At 47.6% G+C, this 21,656-nt stretch carries 20 protein-coding genes; 3 read left to right on the forward strand and 17 right to left on the reverse strand.

Annotated features, from left to right (window positions below):
• Positions 1-240: 240 nt before the first annotated feature.
• From Q0537_RS07530 to Q0537_RS07570, 9 genes are all read right to left on the reverse strand, one after another.
• Positions 241-978: a fumarate reductase iron-sulfur subunit gene (locus tag Q0537_RS07530; RefSeq protein ID WP_299226672.1), complete on the reverse strand. Its 738-nt coding sequence runs from the start codon at positions 976-978 to the stop codon at positions 241-243.
• Positions 971-2,989 (reverse strand): fumarate reductase flavoprotein subunit, encoded by a 2,019-nt coding sequence (locus Q0537_RS07535; protein WP_299226675.1) that lies wholly within the window; start codon positions 2,987-2,989, stop codon positions 971-973. Before Q0537_RS07535 ends, Q0537_RS07530 begins: the two co-directional genes overlap by 8 nt.
• A gap of 10 nt (positions 2,990-2,999) precedes the next feature.
• Positions 3,000-3,683, reverse strand: coding sequence for a fumarate reductase cytochrome b subunit (locus Q0537_RS07540; RefSeq protein ID WP_297915476.1), 684 nt, complete (start codon positions 3,681-3,683; stop codon positions 3,000-3,002).
• 94 nt (positions 3,684-3,777) lie between these two features.
• Positions 3,778-4,596 carry a prolipoprotein diacylglyceryl transferase gene (lgt, locus tag Q0537_RS07545; RefSeq protein ID WP_299226678.1) on the reverse strand — a complete coding sequence of 273 codons (819 nt, stop codon included), beginning with the start codon at positions 4,594-4,596 and terminating at the stop codon, positions 3,778-3,780.
• Between the two features lie 556 nt (positions 4,597-5,152).
• Complete coding sequence (locus Q0537_RS07550) at positions 5,153-5,692, reverse strand: hypothetical protein (protein ID WP_299226680.1); 540 nt, start codon at positions 5,690-5,692, stop codon at positions 5,153-5,155.
• A 19-nt stretch (positions 5,693-5,711) separates the two neighbouring features.
• Positions 5,712-6,869 (reverse strand): DNA polymerase IV, encoded by a 1,158-nt coding sequence (locus Q0537_RS07555; protein ID WP_299226683.1) that lies wholly within the window; start codon positions 6,867-6,869, stop codon positions 5,712-5,714.
• Positions 6,866-7,867 (reverse strand): bifunctional 3,4-dihydroxy-2-butanone 4-phosphate synthase/GTP cyclohydrolase II, encoded by a 1,002-nt coding sequence (locus tag Q0537_RS07560; protein ID WP_299226686.1) that lies wholly within the window; start codon positions 7,865-7,867, stop codon positions 6,866-6,868. Before Q0537_RS07560 ends, Q0537_RS07555 begins: the two co-directional genes overlap by 4 nt.
• A gap of 16 nt (positions 7,868-7,883) precedes the next feature.
• Entirely contained in the window at positions 7,884-8,741 is an 858-nt protein-coding gene (locus Q0537_RS07565; protein WP_299226689.1) for a WG repeat-containing protein, read from the reverse strand.
• A gap of 13 nt (positions 8,742-8,754) precedes the next feature.
• Positions 8,755-9,243: an HIT domain-containing protein gene (locus tag Q0537_RS07570; RefSeq protein WP_299226692.1), complete on the reverse strand. Its 489-nt coding sequence runs from the start codon at positions 9,241-9,243 to the stop codon at positions 8,755-8,757.
• Positions 9,244-9,840: 597 nt separating this feature from the next.
• Here Q0537_RS07570 and Q0537_RS07575 point away from each other — a divergent pair.
• Complete coding sequence (locus Q0537_RS07575) at positions 9,841-10,095, forward strand: hypothetical protein (protein WP_299226695.1); 255 nt, start codon at positions 9,841-9,843, stop codon at positions 10,093-10,095.
• A 109-nt stretch (positions 10,096-10,204) separates the two neighbouring features.
• Here Q0537_RS07575 and trpC read toward each other — a convergent pair whose 3' ends face one another.
• The 8 genes from trpC to exbB form a co-directional block, all read right to left on the reverse strand.
• A complete protein-coding gene (gene trpC / locus Q0537_RS07580) occupies positions 10,205-11,005 on the reverse strand; it encodes an indole-3-glycerol phosphate synthase TrpC (RefSeq protein ID WP_299226697.1) in 801 nt (266 codons plus the stop codon).
• A gap of 2 nt (positions 11,006-11,007) precedes the next feature.
• Positions 11,008-12,852: a hypothetical protein gene (locus Q0537_RS07585; protein ID WP_299226700.1), complete on the reverse strand. Its 1,845-nt coding sequence runs from the start codon at positions 12,850-12,852 to the stop codon at positions 11,008-11,010.
• Positions 12,831-13,190, reverse strand: coding sequence for a YkgJ family cysteine cluster protein (locus tag Q0537_RS07590; RefSeq protein ID WP_299226701.1), 360 nt, complete (start codon positions 13,188-13,190; stop codon positions 12,831-12,833). Before Q0537_RS07590 ends, Q0537_RS07585 begins: the two co-directional genes overlap by 22 nt.
• Complete coding sequence (locus tag Q0537_RS07595) at positions 13,183-14,343, reverse strand: methyltransferase (RefSeq protein WP_299226703.1); 1,161 nt, start codon at positions 14,341-14,343, stop codon at positions 13,183-13,185. The genes Q0537_RS07590 and Q0537_RS07595 overlap by 8 nt, the downstream gene beginning before the upstream one ends.
• A gap of 77 nt (positions 14,344-14,420) precedes the next feature.
• A complete protein-coding gene (locus Q0537_RS07600; protein ID WP_299226705.1) occupies positions 14,421-15,368 on the reverse strand; it encodes an NAD(P)-binding domain-containing protein in 948 nt (315 codons plus the stop codon).
• Positions 15,369-15,698: 330 nt separating this feature from the next.
• Positions 15,699-16,547: an energy transducer TonB gene (locus Q0537_RS07605; protein ID WP_299226707.1), complete on the reverse strand. Its 849-nt coding sequence runs from the start codon at positions 16,545-16,547 to the stop codon at positions 15,699-15,701.
• Complete coding sequence (gene exbD / locus Q0537_RS07610) at positions 16,544-16,927, reverse strand: TonB system transport protein ExbD (RefSeq protein ID WP_005872149.1); 384 nt, start codon at positions 16,925-16,927, stop codon at positions 16,544-16,546. Before exbD ends, Q0537_RS07605 begins: the two co-directional genes overlap by 4 nt.
• Positions 16,928-17,347 (reverse strand): TonB-system energizer ExbB, encoded by a 420-nt coding sequence (exbB, locus tag Q0537_RS07615; protein WP_040304198.1) that lies wholly within the window; start codon positions 17,345-17,347, stop codon positions 16,928-16,930. It lies immediately after the preceding gene.
• A 284-nt stretch (positions 17,348-17,631) separates the two neighbouring features.
• On the opposite strand from exbB, the gene Q0537_RS07620 reads away from it, so the two are divergent.
• Together Q0537_RS07620 and creD are read left to right on the forward strand one after the other, a co-directional pair.
• Positions 17,632-19,701: a TonB-dependent receptor gene (locus Q0537_RS07620; protein WP_299226709.1), complete on the forward strand. Its 2,070-nt coding sequence runs from the start codon at positions 17,632-17,634 to the stop codon at positions 19,699-19,701.
• A 361-nt stretch (positions 19,702-20,062) separates the two neighbouring features.
• A complete protein-coding gene (creD, locus tag Q0537_RS07625; RefSeq protein WP_299226712.1) occupies positions 20,063-21,457 on the forward strand; it encodes a cell envelope integrity protein CreD in 1,395 nt (464 codons plus the stop codon).
• Positions 21,458-21,656: the final 199 nt, after the last annotated feature.

Genomic DNA, 21,656 nt, shown 5'->3' on the forward strand with positions numbered 1-21,656 from the left:
GCTCTAAATTTTGATGTCGTTCGTTTAGAATTTTCTTTAGCTCTTCGAGCTTTGCTTCGTTCATCCTTATCCCTCACTAGCGATCTTAAGCGATTTCGTATTTTACTTCTTTATCGCTTGGGATAGTATTAAATTTAAAGCTACTTCGCTTGTCTGACTCAAGCATTTTGAAATTTGTCTATCGAGGTAAAATTTATAAAATTGGAAGATAAATTTAAGCGGGAAGGTCCCGCTTAAATTTTATTTGCCGCAACCGCATTTGCCCTGAGCGGCAAGCTTGCGGCGAACATATGCGATTTTACTTTGAAGCGGAAGGTGCTTAGGACAGTTGTCCTCGCAGCCTAGCAGCGTCATACAGCCGAATACTCCGTCATCATCGCCGATTAGTTCGTAAAAATCCTCGTCGCTGCGTTTATCCAGCGCATCGATCTGAAAGCGCGCTATACGGTTGATACCGACGGCGCCGATGAAATCCTTTCGCATTATCGCGGTACCGCAGCTCGCCACGCAGATGCCGCACTCGATGCAGCGATCCAGCTCGAAAACCTCCTGCGCGACCTCAGGCTCGACCTTCTCTTCAAGCTTTGAGATGTCGGTTTCGTGATCGGTATGGATCCAGCTCTCTACGCGTTTGCTCATCGCGTTCATCCAGTTGCCCGTATCGACGCTGAGGTCTTTTAGCAACTTGAAAACCGGAAGCGGCATAAGCTCGATCACGCCGTCCGGATAGTCCTTAGTAAGCGTACGGCACGCAAGCTGCGGCTTGCCGTTTACGAGCATACCGCAGCTACCGCAGATACCCGCGCGACAAACGAAGTCGAAGCTTAGCTCGGGATCAAATCTCTCACGAATCACGTTAAGCGCGATAAACAGCGTCATTCCGTCGGTCTCTTCGATCTCGTAAGTAGCGAAGTGTGGCTTTGAAATTTTGCTTAGCGGATTGTACTTAAACGCCTTTATAGTTATTTTTCTACTCATATCCTATACCTGCTCTTTCGTTAGGTGCTTTGTATTTTGGCTGCAACTCATAATGCATCAATGCCTCTTGAATTTCATATCTGCCTTTGCCCTCGGCTTGCATTTTCTCGCGAATTTCATCGACCTCTTTTTGGCGCACGGCGCTGTCCGGATGCTCGATGATATTGCCTTTGGCGCCGTATCCGCGGAATGCAGGCGGCATCTCCATCTTCATAATATCAAGCGGCTCGTAGCTTAGAGTAGGCATAGTATCGCCCTCTTTCCAGTTTGCAAGCGTTCGTTTTAGCCAGTTTAGATCGTCGCGTTTCGGATAATCCTCGCGGAAGTGCGCGCCGCGGCTTTCTGTGCGATCAAGCGCACCCTTGGCGATACAAAGCGCAAGCTTTAGCATCTTCGGCACGCGGTAAGCCTCCTCAAGCTCAGGATTTCCGAAAAGCTCTTTATTGCTTACTTTGACGTCCAAGGACTGCTTGTAAAGCTCCTCGAGCTCTTTTACGGCTTTGGCTAATCCCTCGCCGGTGCGAAAGATCGCGCAGTGCTCCCACATAACGTCTTTCATCCTGTTTTTGATCTCGAATACGTTAAATTTACCCTCTTTTTCAAGCAGGCTTTTCATGTAGTTTTGCTCTTTATCTACGAATTTTTGTATATCGTGCGTATTGATATCGACATCGTGTCCTTGGCAATACTCCGCAAAATACTCGCCCACGATCATTCCTGCGACAACGGTTTCGGCGACGGAATTTCCGCCCAAGCGGTTAAAGCCGTGCATATCCCAGCACGCAGCCTCGCCCGCGCTGAAAAGTCCAGCTAGCGTTGGACTCTCGCCCGTAGCTTTTGTTTTGATACCGCCCATCGAGTAATGCTGCATAGGAAGGATCGGAGCCCAGCCCTTGCCGCGCTTCCTGCCCTGCTCATCGGTTATTACCTCAGTGTCGGCAGGATCGATGCCGTTGAAAATTTCGCAAATTTCTTGCACGTCGCGTAAATTTTTCTCGATATGCTCGCGTCCGAGGATCGAGATATCAAGCCAAACGTGCTCGCCGTAAGGGCTTTTGACGCCCTTGCCTTTTCTTATATGCTCCATTATGCGACGGCTTACGACGTCGCGGCTAGCAAGCTCCTTTTTCTCAGGCTCATAATCCGGCATAAAGCGGTAGCCATCCACATCGCGTAAAATTCCGCCGTCGCCGCGGCAACCCTCAGTAAGTAAAATTCCGCTCGGAACGATAGGGGTCGGGTGAAACTGTACCGCTTCCATATTTCCAAGTTGTGCTACGCCCGTCTCAAGCGCGATAGCTGCGCCGATGCCCTCGCAAACGACGGCGTTTGTGGTGTGTTTATAAACTCTGCCGTAGCCGCCTGTAGCGATCAACGTACCTTTTGATACGTATGCGCTAATTTCGCCGGTAACCAAATCGCGCACGATTGCGCCGTAACAGCGGTTGTTTGCATGAATTAATGCGATCGCTTCTTTTCTATCATGAATATCTACGTTATGCTTTAGCGCTTCGTTTGCAACGGCAAAAAGCATCGTATGTCCCGTAGCGTCGGCGGTATAGCAGGTTCGCCATTTTTTCGTACCGCCGAAGTCGCGGCTGTGAATAAGTCCATGAACCTCATCTTTTTCGGTGATCGTGGTTTTTTGAGCATTGATAATAGCGCTTCGCTCGCCTCTAGTAATCCTGGTCCAAGGAACGCCCCAGCCCGCAAGTTCGCGGATCGCTTTAGGCGCCGTTTGCGCAAACATCCTAGCGACGTCTTGATCACAGCCCCAGTCGCTTCCTTTTACGGTATCGGCAAAGTGCACGTCCTCGTTGTCGCCCTCGCTCATTTTGGAATTTCCCAGAGACGCCTGCATGCCACCTTGAGCTGCCGCAGAGTGTGAGCGCTTAACAGGGATTAGACTCAAAACGATGGTGCTAAGCCCCTTCTCTCCGGTAGCGATCGCAGCTCTTAAGCCCGCCAAACCGCCGCCAATAACTAAAGAATCGCAATATATTACATTCATCCTAAGCTCCCTATTCTAAACTTAACCATTTGAAATCGGCGATTATCGAAAGCAGGAAAAATGCGCCCCAAACGATAAAAACCGCCTTTTTAATGAAGGCTCTTTTCCTTTGAATTTCCGCCTTCGTGCCGTCTATGCTGATCCATTTCATATATAATCTATAAATTCCGATGCTAGCGTGAGTTACTACGAAAATCAATAAAACGAAATAAAATAGGTGAAGCTGTCCGAAGCGCGCGATAGCAAGATCTGCAGTAATTTTCGGACCGAATACGATCATTAAAATATGAGCCGCCGCAAAGAAGAATAGGAAAAACCCCGTCCAAAACTGAAACCACCAAAGCGTCGTGTCGCAATGCTTCATTCGCATTTTGTGCGCTTTAAACGCCCTGTAAGCGGCGTAGTTAGCCGGAAATTTTCTCATCGCTAAAAACGCGTGAATCACGAAAATCACGAAAATTACAAAAGCGACGATGTTTGTAACGAAATAAATTCCGCCCGGTTCGGCGAAATGCACGACGCCCTCAAACGCGCCCTTACCGATCAAAATCGTGCCGGTAAATATCATATGACACAGCATGAAACAGGCCAAAATCAGCCCGCTGATGCTTTGCGCCACGTCTTGCAAAGCCATAATGCGGCTTTTTTTGCCGTCTATGGATCTGCCCGTAAAGCCTTCAATGCGACCTAGCATAGGTTCTCCTTAAAAAAGATGATTATAAATCCCCGCTAAACGAAAATTTACATTTTTGTAAAGAGATTATATTACTTTTTAACTTTAGATTAATTTAATTTCTGCAAATTAGTTTTTTCTTCAAAGACTGCTTTAAGAAAACTGCTATCAAAAACATAACTAAAGATAAAATTTGCCCCATCGATAAATTTAAAAATATAACCCCAAGCCCATCGTCCGGCTGCCTAAAAAATTCTACGAAAAATCTAAACGCCGTATATAGCATCGCGTACAGACATATCAGCTCCCCGTTAAATTTCTTAAATTTACGGTAGAAAAATAAAATCACGAAAATTACCAGTCCTTCCAAAACCGCTTCATAAAGCTGGCTTGGGTGACGCAATGTGCCGCCTACCAAAATCCCCCACGGCTCGCTCGTCTCGCGCCCGAAAAGCTCCTGATTTAAAAAATTCCCCACGCGTCCGAAAAAATATCCAAGCGGCACGCTAAGTGCCACGAGATCGAGCAGAGCCCACATATCGGTTTTAAATTTTTTGCAAAACCAAACCGTTGCGATCACGAATCCGACGACCGCGCCGTGATAGCTCATACCGCGAATGCCCACGAACTCGCCGTTATGAAAGGGGTTAAAAATTTGCCACGGATGGCTGAAATACCACGCCGCCTCGCCCGAATAGATCGCGATGTATCCAAGCCGCGCGCCCAAAATGACGCCCACTTCGACCCAGATAAAGTAGCGATCAAGCATCTTATCGCTAAAGCCAAGACCGTCTTTGCGCACGAAATACTTGGCAATAAATAGTGCCGTAAGTAGCGCCAAAACATACATAATGCCGTACCAGTGCACGTTTATGCCAAACGCGCTGAATGCCACGGGATCAAAGTGGGCGTAAATTTCGTTCCAGTAATTCAAATTTTTCCTTTGTTTTAAATTTTAAAATTTAACGGCGCGCATCAGACGCTGCGTGATACACGCTCGGTAAAAGACGCAAAGCGGCCCAGACGCAAAGCACGAAAGACGCGCTGTGCCGAGCGACGACATCGAACGATATACAGGGCGTCTCACGTAAAATTTCGAACGACGACGCCTTGTGCGGCATACAAAGCAACGCACGGATTACCCAAGTACGCAGCACCATGACGCAGATGCGACGCGCACGGTATCGATACCGACAGCGCACGGCAAAGGCTGGATGATGCGCATAACGCGACCAAAGCGCCGAATGCCGCGCAGAATTCAAAAATGACGCGCGACACAACAAACGCCGACGCACAAAACAGCAAGGCAGACACTTTACATCCGTGCAGATAAAATTCACCTGCTTCGCTTAGCAGCTTGTCGCACCCGCAGGAGCTGTACCGACTACAGCGCAAGAAATCCCGAAAGCAAGCTCCAGACTTATCTCTACATAGCGCTTTTCTGTGCCGAACGCGCAAAAATACCGAGCGCGCGTTCTAAATTCTAAATTCTAAATTCTAAGCCCTAGCGTCTCTTTCGCCACGCGGCAAAAATCCGCCAAAAACCACCCCAGCGCCTTGTAGTAGCTGCTTTTGGCGTTTATCTGCAAGTACGTAGCAAGCGCGGAAAAGCTCGGAATGATAAATTGCGCCAGATATAGCGTCAAAATTTTATGCGATTTCGCGTCCGTGTTTTGCTTAAAGATCATGGCAAGTAGCGCTAGCATATTGGCCGCATGAGCGCTTTTAAGCTCCGTGAAAGGCTTTTTGAAGCGGCATTTTTCATAAAACAGCTCCACTTCGCTTTCGCTAACGAGCTTGAAAAAATCCATCTCAAACGCCTCTTTTAGCGCCTCAAAATCGCGCTCTAGCGCCGCGTAGTCCTCGCTCTGCACCTTTTGCCAAAGCTCATGGCCGTTTTTGTTCTCGATATTTTTATTTACGATGATCCAGTTTTTGCCCAAGCCGCGCAACTTTTCCTCGTCTATCACGCCCCTGAAATTCGTCGCGAAGATTATGCAGATCACCGAGTATAGCTCGCCTAATTTCATCTTTTTCCTTTAAATTTAATCAAATTTCGCTTGCTTTTTTCAGCTTTTCGATGCCGAATTTTTCCCAAATCCTGCTTAAAGATCGATCTAAGCTCTGCTGCTTTTTATCGATCTCGCCAAAGAGCAGCGAGCTGCCCGATTTACCGCTAAAATTTGAAAGATTTAGCGCTACGTGGATTATCTGCGCGCCTTTTTTCACGTCGCAGAGCCTAAACAGCTCAAGCGCGGTCTCGCTCAGCAAGCTTAAACTAAACGCCCTATCTTGGCTGATCTGGTGCGAAAACTCCTCGCGCGATTTGTAGCGGATCTTTAGATCATACGTCGTGGGCTTTAGGTCCTTTGCGAGCACTTCGCCCGCCAAATGGCGTGTCAAAATTAAAATTTTACGCCGTAGCTCGTCGCGATCGGCGCACGGCGCGAAGCTGCGCCCAAAGCCGATGCTTTTGCGCTCGCGCTTTGAGACGACCTCGCCCTCATTCTCGCCGCTAAGGGCTGCGAAAATTTTCCTGCCGTTTGCGCCCATCTTTTCAAAAATTTCTCTGTGCCCTAGCGCGTCGCCGAAGCTTACGATGCCGTATTTACCGAGCGTTTTTTGCGCCGCCTTGCCGATGCCCGGGAATTTTGCCACAGGCACGGCGGATAGCTCGCGCGCGATTTGCGATTTTAAAATTTGCCGCACGCCGAAGGGCTTGGCAAGGCTAGTGGCGAGCTTTGCGATAAGTTTTGCTTCGCTAAGGCCTACGCTGCACGGAAGGCTAAAGCGGCGCATAATTTCGCTCTGCAAAAACGCGGCAAAGCCCAGCGCGTCCGCATCGTAAGCCGTACCGCGTAAATTTAGAAAAAACTCGTCGATGCTAAATTTTTCGATCTCGGGCGTAAAGTTTAGTAAAAACTCATAAATTTCGCGTGAAATTTTTCGGTATTCGCCATGTCTGGCGCGCACCAAAATGAGCTGCGGGCAGAGTCCGAGCGCGATTTTAACGGGCTGAGCCGAGTGCACGCCGTCCGCTCTGGCCTCATAGCTCGCGCTTAAAATTACGCTGCCAAGCTCGCTCTTGCCCCCGAAAATCTTCTCGTCGCCTCCTCCGACGACTGCGATCTTTTTGCCCGCAAGCGTGGGATCGGCAAGCCTCGCTACAGAGACAAAGAAGCTGTCCAAATCGATGTGAGCTATCAAACTATGTCGATCCCGAATCCGCTAAGCCCCGCGTAGTCTTTCGGCTCGCTCTTGCTTAAAATTTTGATTTTTCTAACGCCCAGATGTGCTAAAATTTGCGCTCCGATGCCGAAGCTCTTAAAATCGGCGCGATTTTGCGCGGATTTTAGCATCAAAAGCACGCCGCCTTCATTGCGCAAAATGTCCAGATCGCGCATGAAATCGTTAAATTTCATATCGCTTAAAAATTCCAGATCGCTTGAAATTTTATGAAATTTCACGTTCGTCTGCGCGCTCTTTTCCAGCTCGCCGAAAATATAGGCGCGGTGCTCGTTGCCCTCGTGATCGCTCACGTCGTAAAATTTCGCCGCTTCGCCGCACAGCAGAGCGCTTTTTGGCTCGCTAAATTTAACGAGAGTTTCGTGTTTTAGGCGGTACTGCACGATCTGCGCGACCGAGATCATATTGATGCCGTGCTGCGCGCAGAATTTTTCCAGATCGTCCCTGCGCGCCATATCGCCGTCGTCTTTGACAATCTCACAGATCACGGCGCTTTGCGAAAGCCCCGCCAAGCGGCATAGATCCGTTGAACCCTCGGTGTGCCCCGTGCGAGCGAGCACGCCGCCGCTTTTGGCGATAAGCGGGAAGATATGTCCCGGGCGGACGAAATCATCCGCGCGAGCGCCCACGCGCGACATCAGCTCGATCGTCATATTGCGCTCATACGCGCTTACGCCCGTCTTGGCGTCCTTCGCGTCAATCGTGACGGTAAAGGCGGTCTCGTGGCTGGAGGTGTTTTTATCGACCATCAGGCTTAAACCCAGCTGCTGCGCAATCTGCGGGCTGAGCGCCACGCACAGTACTCCGCGAGCGTGCGTGATCGCAAAATTTACCTTCTGTGCGCTGCTAAAAGTGCTCGCAAACACCAAATCGCCTTCGTTCTCGCGATCGACGTCATCGACCATAACGAGCATTTTGCCGTTTTTCAGATCCTCGATCGCTTGCTCTACGCTAACCATTATCTCTCCTTTAAATTTACGATATTATTTTGCCGTTTTTATTCACGATCGTTTCGCGACCGTCTAAATTGATCTTGACGTAGTCGTCGCTTAAAACTTTCACAAGTTCTACTTCATCGTAAAACATAGGCTTTAAAATTTCATTATCCTCATCGTCTAGTAAACCCCATTTGCCGTCTTTTTTGACTTTGACATATCCTTTATAATATATGACTTGATCATATACATCAGACAGGTTATCGTCTGAAATAAATATATCATCATAAATGCAAGAGATAACTTCTTGACCGGTTTTATCTATGAGACAACATTGATCATCTTTTATAACACAAGCTAGACCGTTATGAAAAGTGTCGAACGAATATAAGAAAGTCATAGTATAAATAAAAGGGGTAATCTCTCTACCGGTTTTATCTATGAAGCCAGATTTACCATCTTTTACGACCATGGCTAAGCCTTCGGAAAAGAAGCTCTTAAAACTATCATAAATACAAGGAACGATCTCTTTGCCGGTTTTATCTATGAAGCCCCATTTACCATCTTTTTTGACCCAAGCTAAGCCTTCGGAAAATTTCCTAGCATCATCATAAACAAAAGGAATGACCTCTTTGCCGGTTTTATCTATGAAGCCCCGTTTACCATCTTTTTCGACCACAGCTAAGCCTTCGGAAAAGATCCTAGCATCATCATAAACAAAAGGAACGATCTCTTTGCCGGTTTTGTCTATATAGCCATATTTACCGTCTTTTTTGACCCAAGCTAAGCCTTCATGAAAGCTATAGACTTCATTATCATAAATACAAGGAATAACCTCCTCTTCTCTTTGATTTATAATACCCCATTTTCCATCTTTTTCTACTGCAACTAAAATCATCTCAATCCTCCGTTTAAATTTTGATTTCCGCGTAAGCGGCTTTTAGCTTCTCAAAAAGCGGAGCGAACGACACGCCGTTTACGCGGACGTTTGCTATCGTCGTGATGAAATTCGTATCGCGCTGCCATCGCGGCACGAGATGATAGTGCACGTGCTCGGCTATGCCCGCACCCGCGGCGGCGCCGAGGTTCATGCCGATATTTACGCCGTTTGCGCCCAGAGTGCACTTTAAGATCCCCACTCCGGCGCGCACGTAGCGGCTCATCTCCGCCCACGCATCATCGCTAAGGCACTCGATATTATCGGCGTGCTCGTAGGGTATCACCATAAACGCGCCCGGGCTGTATGGGTAGAGGTTCATCACCCCGAAGCAATGCCGCGCGCGAAAAAGCACGCCGTTGCGATCGTCGAACGCCGCATCCGCCGCCGCGTCGCAGAATGGACAGCCGCTTCTTTTTTCGGTAAAATACTCGCTTCGCCAAGGGGCGCAAAGATAATCCATCTCTTTTCCTTTCCGAAATTCCAAAATTCTATGGAATTTTAAAATTTGCGTTTCGCAAAATTTTATGAAATTTGGAATTTAAAACTTCTAAATTTCATAGAATTTTAAATTTACGCGTTTTGCGCTTGCTCGCACGATGCGGAGCTATGCATGCGACGGAACGCGCTTTGCAATCCCAGACTGCGCGAGGCGCCTCCTCTGCGCGATATACGTTTTGCGAATCGAAGCCCGCGGCGGGCGCGCATTTGGCAAGCACTCATCGCGCGGCAAACACAGCGTCTAATCCGCTCCGCAACCGCTCGCACGGCGCGCAATAACAAACTCACGATGCCAAAGCGCACGTACGCCTACACGACTGCGATATCAAATCTACGCGGTCGTTTGCGCGGCGCATTATAACAAATCTTAGGCGCACTAACAGGCACGGTACGCGGTGCCAAACCTGCGCTGCAATCACCATCGCAACACGCGGTAAAATTTAACGCGGCGCAGTCATAGCATAGCTGCGGCTCAATCGCGGCGTATCGCAGCCGAGTCGGCTTAGATCGCGAGCTGCGATTAAATTTACGGCGCCGTATATAATCGCCAAGACCGGGCTTGCGTAAGCATACGACATGTAGGGCATCGCAACAGACGCGCAATCCTAAGCAGTCAAATTCCGCAAGCGCAACCTCGCCCGAGCGAAGCTATGCAAAGCGTAAATTTAAACCTCACTCCGTAGCCGCTCGCACGGCGCGCAATAACAAACTCACGATGCTAAAGCGCAACGTGGATGCTCGTACGGCGCGCAACACCAAAGCGCGGCATGCAATATTAGATCGCGGCGCGGCGCTAAATTTAAAGAGCCGTTAAATTTTAAAGTCCGCCGAATTTTAAAATTTACTGCCTTAAAATTTCACTCCATTCGCTAAATTTAACGGCTCGCTTCGGGTTTAAGCTTGCGCGATCAAACGAGCCAAATTTAAATTTTGCCGCCCGCGCCGAACTTTATCTCGCGCAGTGCCGCACCGACGTCATTTTGGCGCATAAAATGCTCGCCGATCAAAAACGCATCGACGCCCGCCTCGTGTAAACTTAAAAGCTGCTCGTGCGAGTATAGGCCGCTTTCGGCGACGATGATCTTGCCGTTTGGAATCAGCGGTATCAGCCGCTCGCTCAGGCTCGTATCGACCTCGAAAGTCTCTAAATTTCGATGGTTGATGCCGATAATATCGGCACCTGCGAAGATTGCCTTTTTAAGATCGTCCTTATCGTGGATCTCGCACAGCGCCCGAAGCCCTAGCCTGCGGGCAAACTCGAGCAGTTCTCTTAGCTGTTTGCCTTCCAGAGCTTTGGCGATCAGCAGGATAAAATCTGCGCCGTAAACCAGCGCCTCGAGGACCTGATAACGATCGACGATGAAATCCTTGCGCAAAATGGGCGTGCGAGTGTAGCGGCGGATCTGCGGGATAAACTCCAAATCGCCTCTGAAATAATGCGGCTCGGTAAGCACCGAAAAGGCGCTCGCACCTGCATTTTCGTACTCCACCGCAAGGCTTAGCGGCTCAAAATCCTCGCGGATGACCCCCTTGCTCGGGCTTGCCTTTTTAATCTCGGCGATGATGCGCAGCGGATCCTTCTCATCGCTTCTAAGCGCGCTTATGACGTCACGCGGCTCGTAGGGATTGGCGCTTAGCGAGCGGCCGAGCAGATCCTCGGGTAGCCTTTCTTTGCGAAGCGCCAGATCCTCGCGAGTACGCTTTAAAATTTCATCCAAAATCATCGCTACTGCTTTGGTGTCTGGATTTTAGAGCCGGTGGGCTCTTTCGACGTAGAATTTTGCTCTGGCATAAAATCCTGCCTCGATACGGAATTTTGTCTTGACGAGGCAGAATTCTGCGCGGCGGAATTTATAGGCGTCGCAAAATTTTCAAAAGCCGCGGAATTTGGTGTCTGGTTTTGAATCGCGGAATTTGCAGACCCGGCAGAATTTTGCGAAGCGGAGCCTTTTGGCGCCAAATTCTGCGTTGTGGTGGGACTTGGACGCGCGGAATCTAACGCAGAGCTTTCGGGCGCCGTAGATTTTATGGAATTAGGCGAATGAGTTTTTATTGCTGGGCTTTGCGGCGCCTGATCTTTCGGCGTGGAGCCTTTTATCGTAGCGGGGTTTTGCGATATAGAATTCTGCGGCGCTACGCCTGTGCCAGCGGCGCACGCATCGATCGCCTCCAAATGCTCTTTGCCTTCGGGGGAATTAAAAAATTCTGCGTCTTTGATCTTAGCCATTTCATTTTTAGCCTTGTCGCACTCGCCAAGCTTGTAGTATCCCCAAGCAAGCGAGTCCAGATAATACGGCGAGTCGGGGTCTTTTTGTAGAGCGCGGCGGACGAGCTCGATGCCCTTGCGAACGTCCAAATCGTGATCTATTAAGATGTAGCCGTAGTAGTTTAGGTGCACGGGGTCTTTAAGTTGCGGCGCGATATTTTCAAATTTTGCCACTACGCTAGACAGGGTTTTAGCGTCCACATTTTTGCCCGCACTTTCATATTCATAGATCGCCTCGATCGCCAAAAAGTCGTAATTTTTGGTCTTCATAAACTCATCGCGCGCCATTTTAATCGCGGTTTTATAGTCTTTTTTATGCGCGTAGGCATCGATTAGAAGCTCGCACTTGTAGTCGTATTTCTTCAAAAGCTCGATTATTTTATCAAAGTCGTTTGAGTAGTAATAAATCGCTATCATATCGTCCAAGAATTTATTATCCCCTTTGGCTTCATACAGCGCTTCATCTATCTTAGCGACATCCAAATAGCGTTTATTCGCGCGATACACATCAGCTAGCAGCTCGCACGCCATACCCTGGGCGCAGCCGTAGATGCGCCTGTGCGTCTCGATGATGCGGATCGCTCCGTCCGAATCATCGAGTTTATTTAGCAGCACGTCGCATAATCTGATGAGATTTTCGTCAGTTTTGTCTAGCTCATAGGCTTTTTCAAAGTAGGTTTTGGCTAAAGTAAAATTCTCCATCGCATAATATGTCGCCGCTAAAATCGCGTAACTACGCGAAACTGGATCTACGGTGACCAGCTTAAGAGCAGCGGTATTGGCATTTAGATTATCTTTAATGCCTAAGTAGTAGCCGATTTTTACTCGCAGATACTCGGAGTCTGAGCTTAGGCTCTTTTCGCCGAGCTTTAAATAACGCGCCGTATTTTTGCGATCTTTGATCGCAAAAGCAGTCTTTAGCGCCTCTAACAGATAAACGGACGAGCCCGTTTTATTGTATGCCTTTTCGTATAAAAACATCGATGCGACGGGATCTTTATGCAGTAGCTCCAAAGCTGTAAGCAAATCGAAATTTAACTCGGCGTCCTCTTGCGCTCGCATCGCGTGATTTAGCTTTTCTTTGGTTATACTTTTAGCGCTTACGCCACGATTTATCAAGCTCTTTTTAATTGCATCTTTTGCACCGTTTTTTGTGCCAATGCTGGAATTTCGATCAGACGCCTTTTTATCAGTAACGGACTGCTTCGCCGCTGCAGCATTCGTCCCACTTTCCGCACTTAGATACTGCGGCGCTAAAATCATCGCCGCGATTAAAATTCCGCTTAAAACCTTACCCCGATACATTCTTCCTCCAATTCTTTAGTATGCGTTTTAAAATATTCCCAAAACGGGAAGCTACGACACTGCTTCGGACGCAGCTCGTAAATCCCGCAGTTGCGCTGCGTCTCGTCAAAAAACACGCACGCTAAGCCGCCTTCAAAGGGCTTTTCTTTTACACTAAATTTAGCGCCTATTTTTTGTAAATAAATTTCTTTAATCCTTGCGGGCGAAATTTTAAATTTTGCCGCTAGAGCTGCGATCTCGCTCTCATCTATCCAGATATAGCCGCTCTCTCCGGTGCAGCACTTACCACCGCAGCGCTCGCATGCGCTAGCATCGAAGCTAAAGCCAAACTCACTCATAATCCACGCTCGTTAAACCTGCGCTTTTGTAGATCGCGTGGGCTTGTGCGGTGCGCTTTCCGTGCGCGCTAGCGTAGATCGGAAGGACGATCTCACAGGGCGAGCGCGAGTTCTTACGAGCCTGCAAAAGCGCGAGCTTAGCGGGCTTTGAAATGTCGGGATAGACAAAACCAAGCCTCGTCAAATTTAGCCTAAACTCGCCCAAAAGCTCGCAAATTTTAGCTAGCTTGCCCGCCTCATAGCAAAAAATAAGCGTACCGCCAGGCTTAAGATGAGCATTCGCAGATCGCACGAAATCCCGTAGGCTAAGGCTTGCTGTGCTCTTACTAAGCGCCATATGAGGCTCTTTGCTAAGCGAAATGCGCTCTCGATAAAAGGGCGGATTTGAGACGATAAAGTCAAAACGCTTCTCGCTTTTAAACTCCGCAAAATCCGCGTGCAAAATCTCGGCAGGCAGATCGTTTTGCAAAGAATTTAGCCTTAAGATTTCTAAATTTCGCTCTTGAATTTCTAGCAAGCTTAGATTGATGCTTTTAAAATCGCGTTTTAGCAAAAGCCCTAAAATTCCACATCCTGCGCCCACATCCAGCACGTCGCCGTATATCGCTCGCGGATTTAGCACGCCTTTTAAACTACGCTCATCGCAAACTGCAAACCAGTCGTCACGCAAGCACTCCGCAGCAAAATCCTCGCGCACCTTGGCGTCTTCAAATTTGCTCGCGAAATCTTTATCGTGCGTCTTTTGAGATTCTAAAGACTGCGCGATTTGCTCGTCACAAAATTTAAAATTTTCACCGCTTGCGATATCAGGCTTTAAAGTATGCCAGGCTTCGTCGTTTTGAAAATCGGAATTTTTATAGCGCTCGCTTTGAAATTTCTCCTGAAATTCCGCTTGAAATTCCTTTTTAAATTCCGCCTTAAGTTCAGCGCAGTCCGTATTGCTAACATCGTGATCGTTCTCCATGCTCTGGTTAGCGGCATACGACTCTTCTTTGCTAAAAGCGCAATCCTCGGCGCAAAATTCCGCTTCGCCGCCTGCGAAATCCGAAGCGCAAAACTGCGCATTAAAGCCTCCATCTGTCGCGTCTTTAAATTCCGCGCCACAGCCCAGCGCCCAAGAGCCATTTTGCGATGCTACGTCAGCTTTGCGCACGCCTGAGCTCCTTATAAAATTCCACAAAAAAATCGTATCGCTAGTGTAGCGATAACCCTTTTTTGGCTGATAAAGCCTCATCTGCGGATATTTTTGATGATGGTATGAGCGTGATTTATCGCCACCACGATCGATCCACCACTTCTGCTGATGAGATCTCCGCCGACGTAAAGCCCACTAGTGGCAGTTTGAAGATTTTCATCCACGATCGGCACGCCGTTTTCATCGTAAGCGATGCCGCATTTTTTAAGAAAATCGATCGGGCTCGTGCCGCCGATCGCGTATATCACGCGATCAAATACGAGCTCGGTGCCATTATCAAATTTTACCAGCACCTTGCCGTTTTCATTCTCAAGAGCCTCTATATCGATGCCTAAACGCAAGATGATGTTGCCGTATTTGGTCTCGCGCATTACGTCGCTTTCGTTCGTCTCGTTTAGGCGGGTAAATTTAGCCTTGCGATAGCAAAGCGTCACGACATTGGTCTTGCATAGCGCTATAGCGTATTCCGCGGCTGAGTTACCGCCTCCGACGACTAGAATTTTTTCATTGATCGTGCATTTATCAAGATTGAAATTTACGCGTTGCGTGATCGAAGGCGGAATTTTATAAGCGGGCTTATTGGGCTTGCCCATCCTGCCAATTGCGACGATGACGTTGCGCGCGCGGTATCCAGCCGAGCTAGTCGTGATATAAAACTCATATGCGTGCTTTTCGATCTTTTCGACCTCACTTTTGAAATTCGTATCGATTTCATCGCTATCTAAGAGCTCGTCGAAATAATTTAGCACACTCTCTTTCGTGCCGGTTTCAAACGAAATAGAGCCACGCGTCTCGCTGTCAAAGCCCTTATATTCTTTATCGACGCGCTTTTTATCTTTGTAAAACTGCCTAATTGTTTGAGAGTGGTTGTCGCCTTTTTCAAGCAGAAGCACATGCGCAAGCCCGTTTCTTTTGGCTTCTACTACGGAAGCGATGCCGCAAGGACCGCCGCCGATCACCGCCAAGTCGTAAACGTCTATCATAAATTTCCTTTAATCTTTTAAATTTCATACGAAATTATAGTAAAAATTCCATTAAAATCAGTGGAATTTCCTAGCAATTTCGCAGCTTAAATTTAAAATTTTAACGCTTTAAGATGCTTGCTTGGCTAAATTTAAAAAGACATAATTTTCTACGTTTAAATTTTAAATTTCACGGCGCCAATCCGTTTATAAAAGCTCATGCGGCAAAAGCGGCGAATTTAAAATTTTACTTCGCCAAGATGGAATTTTGCGAGCTAAGATAAAGCGGTAAGGGCGGCAAATTTTAAAATTTCACCGCCCAGGCAGGGGTTTTTAGTAGAAGCTTTAAGGCTAGTTGAAATTTAGCGTATACTTTATGCTAAAGTTAAATTCCATATCTTTCTCGACCTTTGGAAAGCTACCTTTTGTGCGCTCGACCGCGCTTAACGCGCCCTCATCAAGTGAATCTACATTCGAGGAAGACGTAACGCGAAGACCCTTAACATCGCCGCTTGCCGTATAGGTAAAGTGCACGCCTACGACGCCGATTTTACGCATACGTTGGGCATTTTTAGGGTAGTGCGACTGCGCGTAGCGAGAAATAATGGCGAAAATTTTCTTGCCAACATCGCTATTGCTAGGATCGCCGCGGCTTGTTATAGCGTCACTACCGCCACCTGCGCTACTGGAGCCGCCGCCCCCGCCGCTACCTAGCGAAATAGGCTTTGTCGGGTCAAATTTTGCCGTTAAATTCCTATCGCTGCTTTGAACTTTATGCTCTTTTTTAGGCTTAGGTTTTTCAACCAGTTTTGGTTTTTCTACCGGCTTTGGCTTAGGCTTTTCGACCGGTTTTGGTTTTTCGACCACAGGCTCTGGTATAGGCTCCGGTTCAGGAATCGGCTCTGGCTCCGGTATTGGCTCCGGCTCAGGCGGAGTTGGTTCAGGTTCAGGTTCGGGCTCCGGCGGAGTGGGCTCTGGCTCAGGATCCGCTTCAGACTGATCAGAAGGAGGCGGGATATTGGGCTCATCAGAAATATCGCCCTGCTTGGCCTCATCCATTATGCTATCGATAGAAAAAGCTATCATATCGGGCATGCTAGGCGGCTTCGGTGCCGACGATAAAAGAGCAAAAACACCCACAGCGATGATGCAATGTAGCACCAAAGATACGATAAAACCTACTGCACTATCTTTATTCATTGCTCTTTTTCGGTCACGATCGCAAATTTTTCATGGCCCGCCTTTTTTAGGACATCCATGATCGAAATGAAAGAGGAAAATTTCGAGTCTTTATCATTTTTCAACACGACAAGATCGTTTTTATCGAGTGCGGCAATTTTTTTCTCAAGCTCATCCTCGCTTATTGCGACATCGTCTAGGTAAATTTTAGATTCGCTATCCACTTTAATGGTAACTTTTTTATCCTCTTGCGGATTTTGCGAGCTTGAAGAAGATGGAAGATTTACCTTGATATGCCCCTGCGCAATGAAAGTCGAGACACTAAGCACGATCGCTAGCAGCACCAGCATAATGTCAATGAACGGGACGATATTTAGCCCGTCTCGTCTAGGGATGCTCATTTATTTAACCTCATCGTAGCGGTTTAGAAGCACATCAACTTTACGGACGAAACCGTTGTAGATGATGAGCGTAGGCACGGCGACGACTAGACCAGTAGCAGTAGCTTTAAGCGCGAGCGAAAGACCTTGCATGATAGCCTTGGTATCGATACCGCTTGCAGTACTCATATCAAAAAAAGTGATCATAATGCCGATAACTGTGCCTAAAAGACCGATGTACGGAGCATTTGAATAAACAATATAAAGCGTCGTTAAATTTTTTGTCAGAGCCTCTTCATATAGCGCCTTGCTTTTGTAATCGCTCGCCTTAACCTTCGAATAAAAAAGCAGCCTTTCGATAGTAAACCACACGACTAAAAAGCTCATAAATCCGAGGATCGCAAAGATAATGTAATCCACGTAATGCGCCAAAAATTCCATAATGCCCATAAGCTCTCCTTAAAAATTTTAAAAATTTTTATAAATTCAGCAAATCGCCTTGCCAAAAAATGAGCGATTTTATCAAAAGTAGATTTAATTTTTACTAAAATTTTGATGATCGATATTTAAATTATATTTTATCATTTAACTTTATTTAATGATAATAAAGCATTCGGAGATAGAATTCTAATGATTTTAAAATGTCTTGATAATTAATATAAAATAAAGGATTAATTTTATATTATCTGCCGTTTTTTAATCTCATTATCATTTAGGAGTTTCGTATGAAAAAATTTCATCTGGCTTTGTCTTTGTGCGCGGTTCTTTGCTTAAGCGCACAAGCAGACGAGAAATCAAGCGCTACGGACGTATCCAAAAGCAAAGATTCAAATAGGCAAAGCCTGGGCGTAATCGAAGTTACTAGCGATTCTAGCACGCCTAGCACCGTGGATGATATCAAAATCAATACTCGCAACGCTACGCTCATCAAAGATGTATTTCGCGACATCCCAGGCGTTTATGTGGGCGGCACCAACGGCATGAATCAAAAAATTTATATGCGCGGCGTGAGCGATCGCGGTCTAAATATCACGATTGACGGCGCGAAGCAAAACGGCAATACCTTTCATCACAACGCCGATTTACTAATCGATCCTGATCTTATCAAAGCCGTAGAGGTCGATGTAGGCGCGCGCTCAGTCGTGAATGGCTCGGGCGCTTTGGGCAGCTCAGTTGCCTTCAGGACGGTAGACGCTTCTGACATGCTTGAGGACGGTCAGGATATCGGCGCCAAGCTCAAAGTGGGCTATACGAGCAATAACGAAGGCTATTCGCAAAGTGCGATGCTCTACGGCAGAGCGTTTGATAGCCTAGATATGCTTGCTGCGTTTAAGCACTACGGATACGGCTTCGGCGAATCGGGCAACGGCAAGCCTACGGGCGGCGACGGCAACGATATAAATTATTTATTAAAAGCGGGCTATAGCTTTTTGGATTTTCATAAAATTTCGCTCTCTACTGAGCATATGCAGTATAAAGGCTTGTATCCTTTGCGCCCAGAATTCGGCTCATGGCTAAACGGGCAGCTGGATAACCGCAAATACGAGCGCGATACACACACGATCAAATACACGTATAATCCAAGCGACCTGCTAGAGCTCGACATCACGGGATATTACACCAAGCATCAACGCATCGGATCGACTTCGACGAACGTAAAATGGGGCGTCGAGACCAAAGGCGGCAAAATCGGCGCTAAGAGTAAATTTGAAACGGGCGATCTGGCTCATACGTTGCGTTATGGCTTTGATTACTACCGCTCCGAAAACTACGTTAAGCCCGGCAATCTACGCCCCGAGAAGGTCGATAATTATAGCTTTTATATCGAGGATGCTATGCGCTACGGCGGGCTTACGGTAACTCCTGGCGTGCGCTACGAAAGGCACGAGCTAAAGACTTACAACGGCAGAGGTGCTAATATCTCTAGCTACAAATATAAATTCAACGAAGTAAGCCCTGCTTTAGCGCTTGATTACGAGATCGGCGCAGGATTTGGGGCGTTTGCGAGCTATGCGCGAGTATTTAGAGGACCTGACGTAATGGAGAGCATGATGGCTGCGGGTACTAGCCGCGGCAGACCACTAAGCTGGATGGCTAACGAAAATTTAAAAGCCACTACGGGCAACGCCTACGAAATAGGCGGTCGCTACAAAAGCGAGCTAGGAGCGAATTCCTCGGTAAGCCTAACCGCAAAATATTTCAGGACGGAATATAAAAATCTCATCGTAGATAACAATGCGGCGGGCGGAATCGTCGGCTGCCCGGGAGGCGCACAGGGCACCTTATGCAGGGCTAATGCAGGCGGTGCGGACATTGACGGCGTCGAGCTTTTCGCAAGATTGATATTAGATGATTTGAGCCTTGCTGCGGGTTACACCCACCAGCACGTAGAATATAAAGACCGCGTGCGCAGCGGCTCGGGCTATCTAAGCTCAAACATCATCGGCTACCGCGACTATGGCGATAAATACACCTTCAATGCCGAGTACGCAATCTCTGCGGCGGATCTACTGCTGGGCTATAACTTACTCTTTTTCGACTCCAAAAACGTAGCCTCCGCAAATAGCGACGAAAAAACCAAGGTGCCTAGCTACGCAGTTCACGATCTATATGTGACCTACGCTCCGGATAGCGGACGATTTAAAGGGCTTGAGATCAACGCGGGTGTTTACAATCTCTTTGATAAAGCCTACGCGTCGCACTCGCAGCGCAGCGCCGATTTCACCGGTGATTCAAACGCTATCGACTGGGAGCCGGGACGAAATTTCAAGCTAAGCGTGGCGTATAAATTTTAAAGCTTACGCGAGATGACGGCACGAAATTTTGCACGCTAAAGCGGCGAAATTTTAAAAATTCTAAGCCCTTGGAATTTCAAAATTCCTAGGGCTTTAAAAGCTTGAAATTCTTAGACTTAGAATTTCAAGCTTTTTAATTCTACTAACAGAAATTTTCTCGTAAAATTTTTGCGAATAGCAAAATTCTCATTCGCAATGAAATTCTAGCTTACGGCAAAATCCTCAAAATTCAAAGCGATATCCGTAGCGCTTCACATCCAAAGTTCGTTTAGAATTTATAAAATTCCTCCCGCTTCAAGCGCCGTCCGTTTACTCTTCGTCGTTAAAATTCTGTTTTAAATTTTACTTAAAAGGAGAGCCTTTGTTAAATTCTACTAAAAACGCCATCCGAGGGGCGTTTTGGACGAAACCGTTCATAGTTTTAGTGCTGCTTTTGCTGCTGCTAATCCCGCTAAGCTTTATCGATAATCTTACCTACTCCCGCTCCGAAACCAAACAGCTCGCGCAGGATTCGATCCTCACACCGGTGGGCGGCGAGCTGCAAATCCAGGGCCTTGCGATCGTAGTGCCCTACGCAGAGATAATCGAAGCGATAGATAAAAGCAACAACGAGCTCGTAAAAAGGCGCGTAGAGAAAAATTTCATCATCGTGCCTAAAAACTACTCCCTCGCGGCGGAGATCGACCCCACCTATTTAAAGCGCGGAATTTTTCGCGTTCCGATATATAACGGCGACTTCGCGCTAAAGGCAGACTTTGAGGCGATAAACTATACCGAGCTCGGCGTCGATCCATCAAGGCTAAATTTCGACGAAGCCGTGCTAGTGCTCGGCGTAGGCAATCAAAAATCCTTCACCGCTTCTCCCGCTTTAAGCTTAAACGGCAAGGAGCTTAAGCAATATCACGGCAACACCGAGGCTAAAATTTTCGATCGAAGCCTAATCTATAAGCTCCCCGCTTCCGCGCTATCGTCTGATTTTAGCATCAGCGGCACGCTTAAAATCCAAGGCGGCGAGGCGCTTCATCTAGCTCCGATCGCGCAAAATAGCCGTTTTGAAATTAGCTCTACTTGGGCATCGCCTAGCTTTGGCGGCGGCTTTATCGCCAAATCGCGCGAGGTAAGCGCTAGCGGTTTTAAAGCTTCGTGGGAAGTTACAGGCTTAGCCGCAGGCATTGCTCCTGCGTGGCTTGCAGATCAAGATGACCGCGTCGCTATGACGAACTGGCGCAGCAACGACGATAGAAATGACGCTGTAAGCATCGGCTTCATCGAGCCCGTGAACAACTACTCGCTGATTAAGCGCTGCACGGATTACGCTCTGTTATTTTTAGCGGTGCCGTTTTTAGCGATCTTTTTATGCGAGGTTTACACTCACGAGCGCATCCACCCGATCCAGTATCTACTCATCGGGCTTGAGGACGTCGTTTTCTACCTGTTGGTGCTTTCACTCTCCGAACACATGGGTTTTGCGCTTAGCTATGCTGCTTCGGCGATCGCGGTTAGCGCGATAGTATTTTTCTACGCAAGCGCGATTTTCAAAGGCGCGCGCTGGGGCATTTTCATCACCTGCGTTCAGCTCGTCTCATATGCGATCCTCTATGTCATCTTAAATTCCGAAGACTACGCCCTATTAATGGGAAGCCTGATGATATTCGCGGTGATTTCGCTGGTGATGTATTTTACGCGCAAGCTCGATTGGTACGACACGGCGATCCCAAGCGGCGAGAAAAAGCAGGAGCAAGAGCCTGAAATTTAGCCTTTAAATTTGCCGCTAAATTTAATCGAGACGGCCTTTGGAGCTTTAAAATCCAAAGGCCATTTTAAATTTGCTCGCTAAATTTCAACTGCCAAAATTTCATCTATTTAAAATTTATTCGCCGCGGCAGATAAACCGCGACCGAGCCGAACGGCGTATTTTAAAATTTAGCCCCGCGAGCGGGAGTATATCGCGACAA

The organism is uncultured Campylobacter sp., assembly GCF_938017775.1.
GTDB lineage: Bacteria > Campylobacterota > Campylobacteria > Campylobacterales > Campylobacteraceae > Campylobacter_B.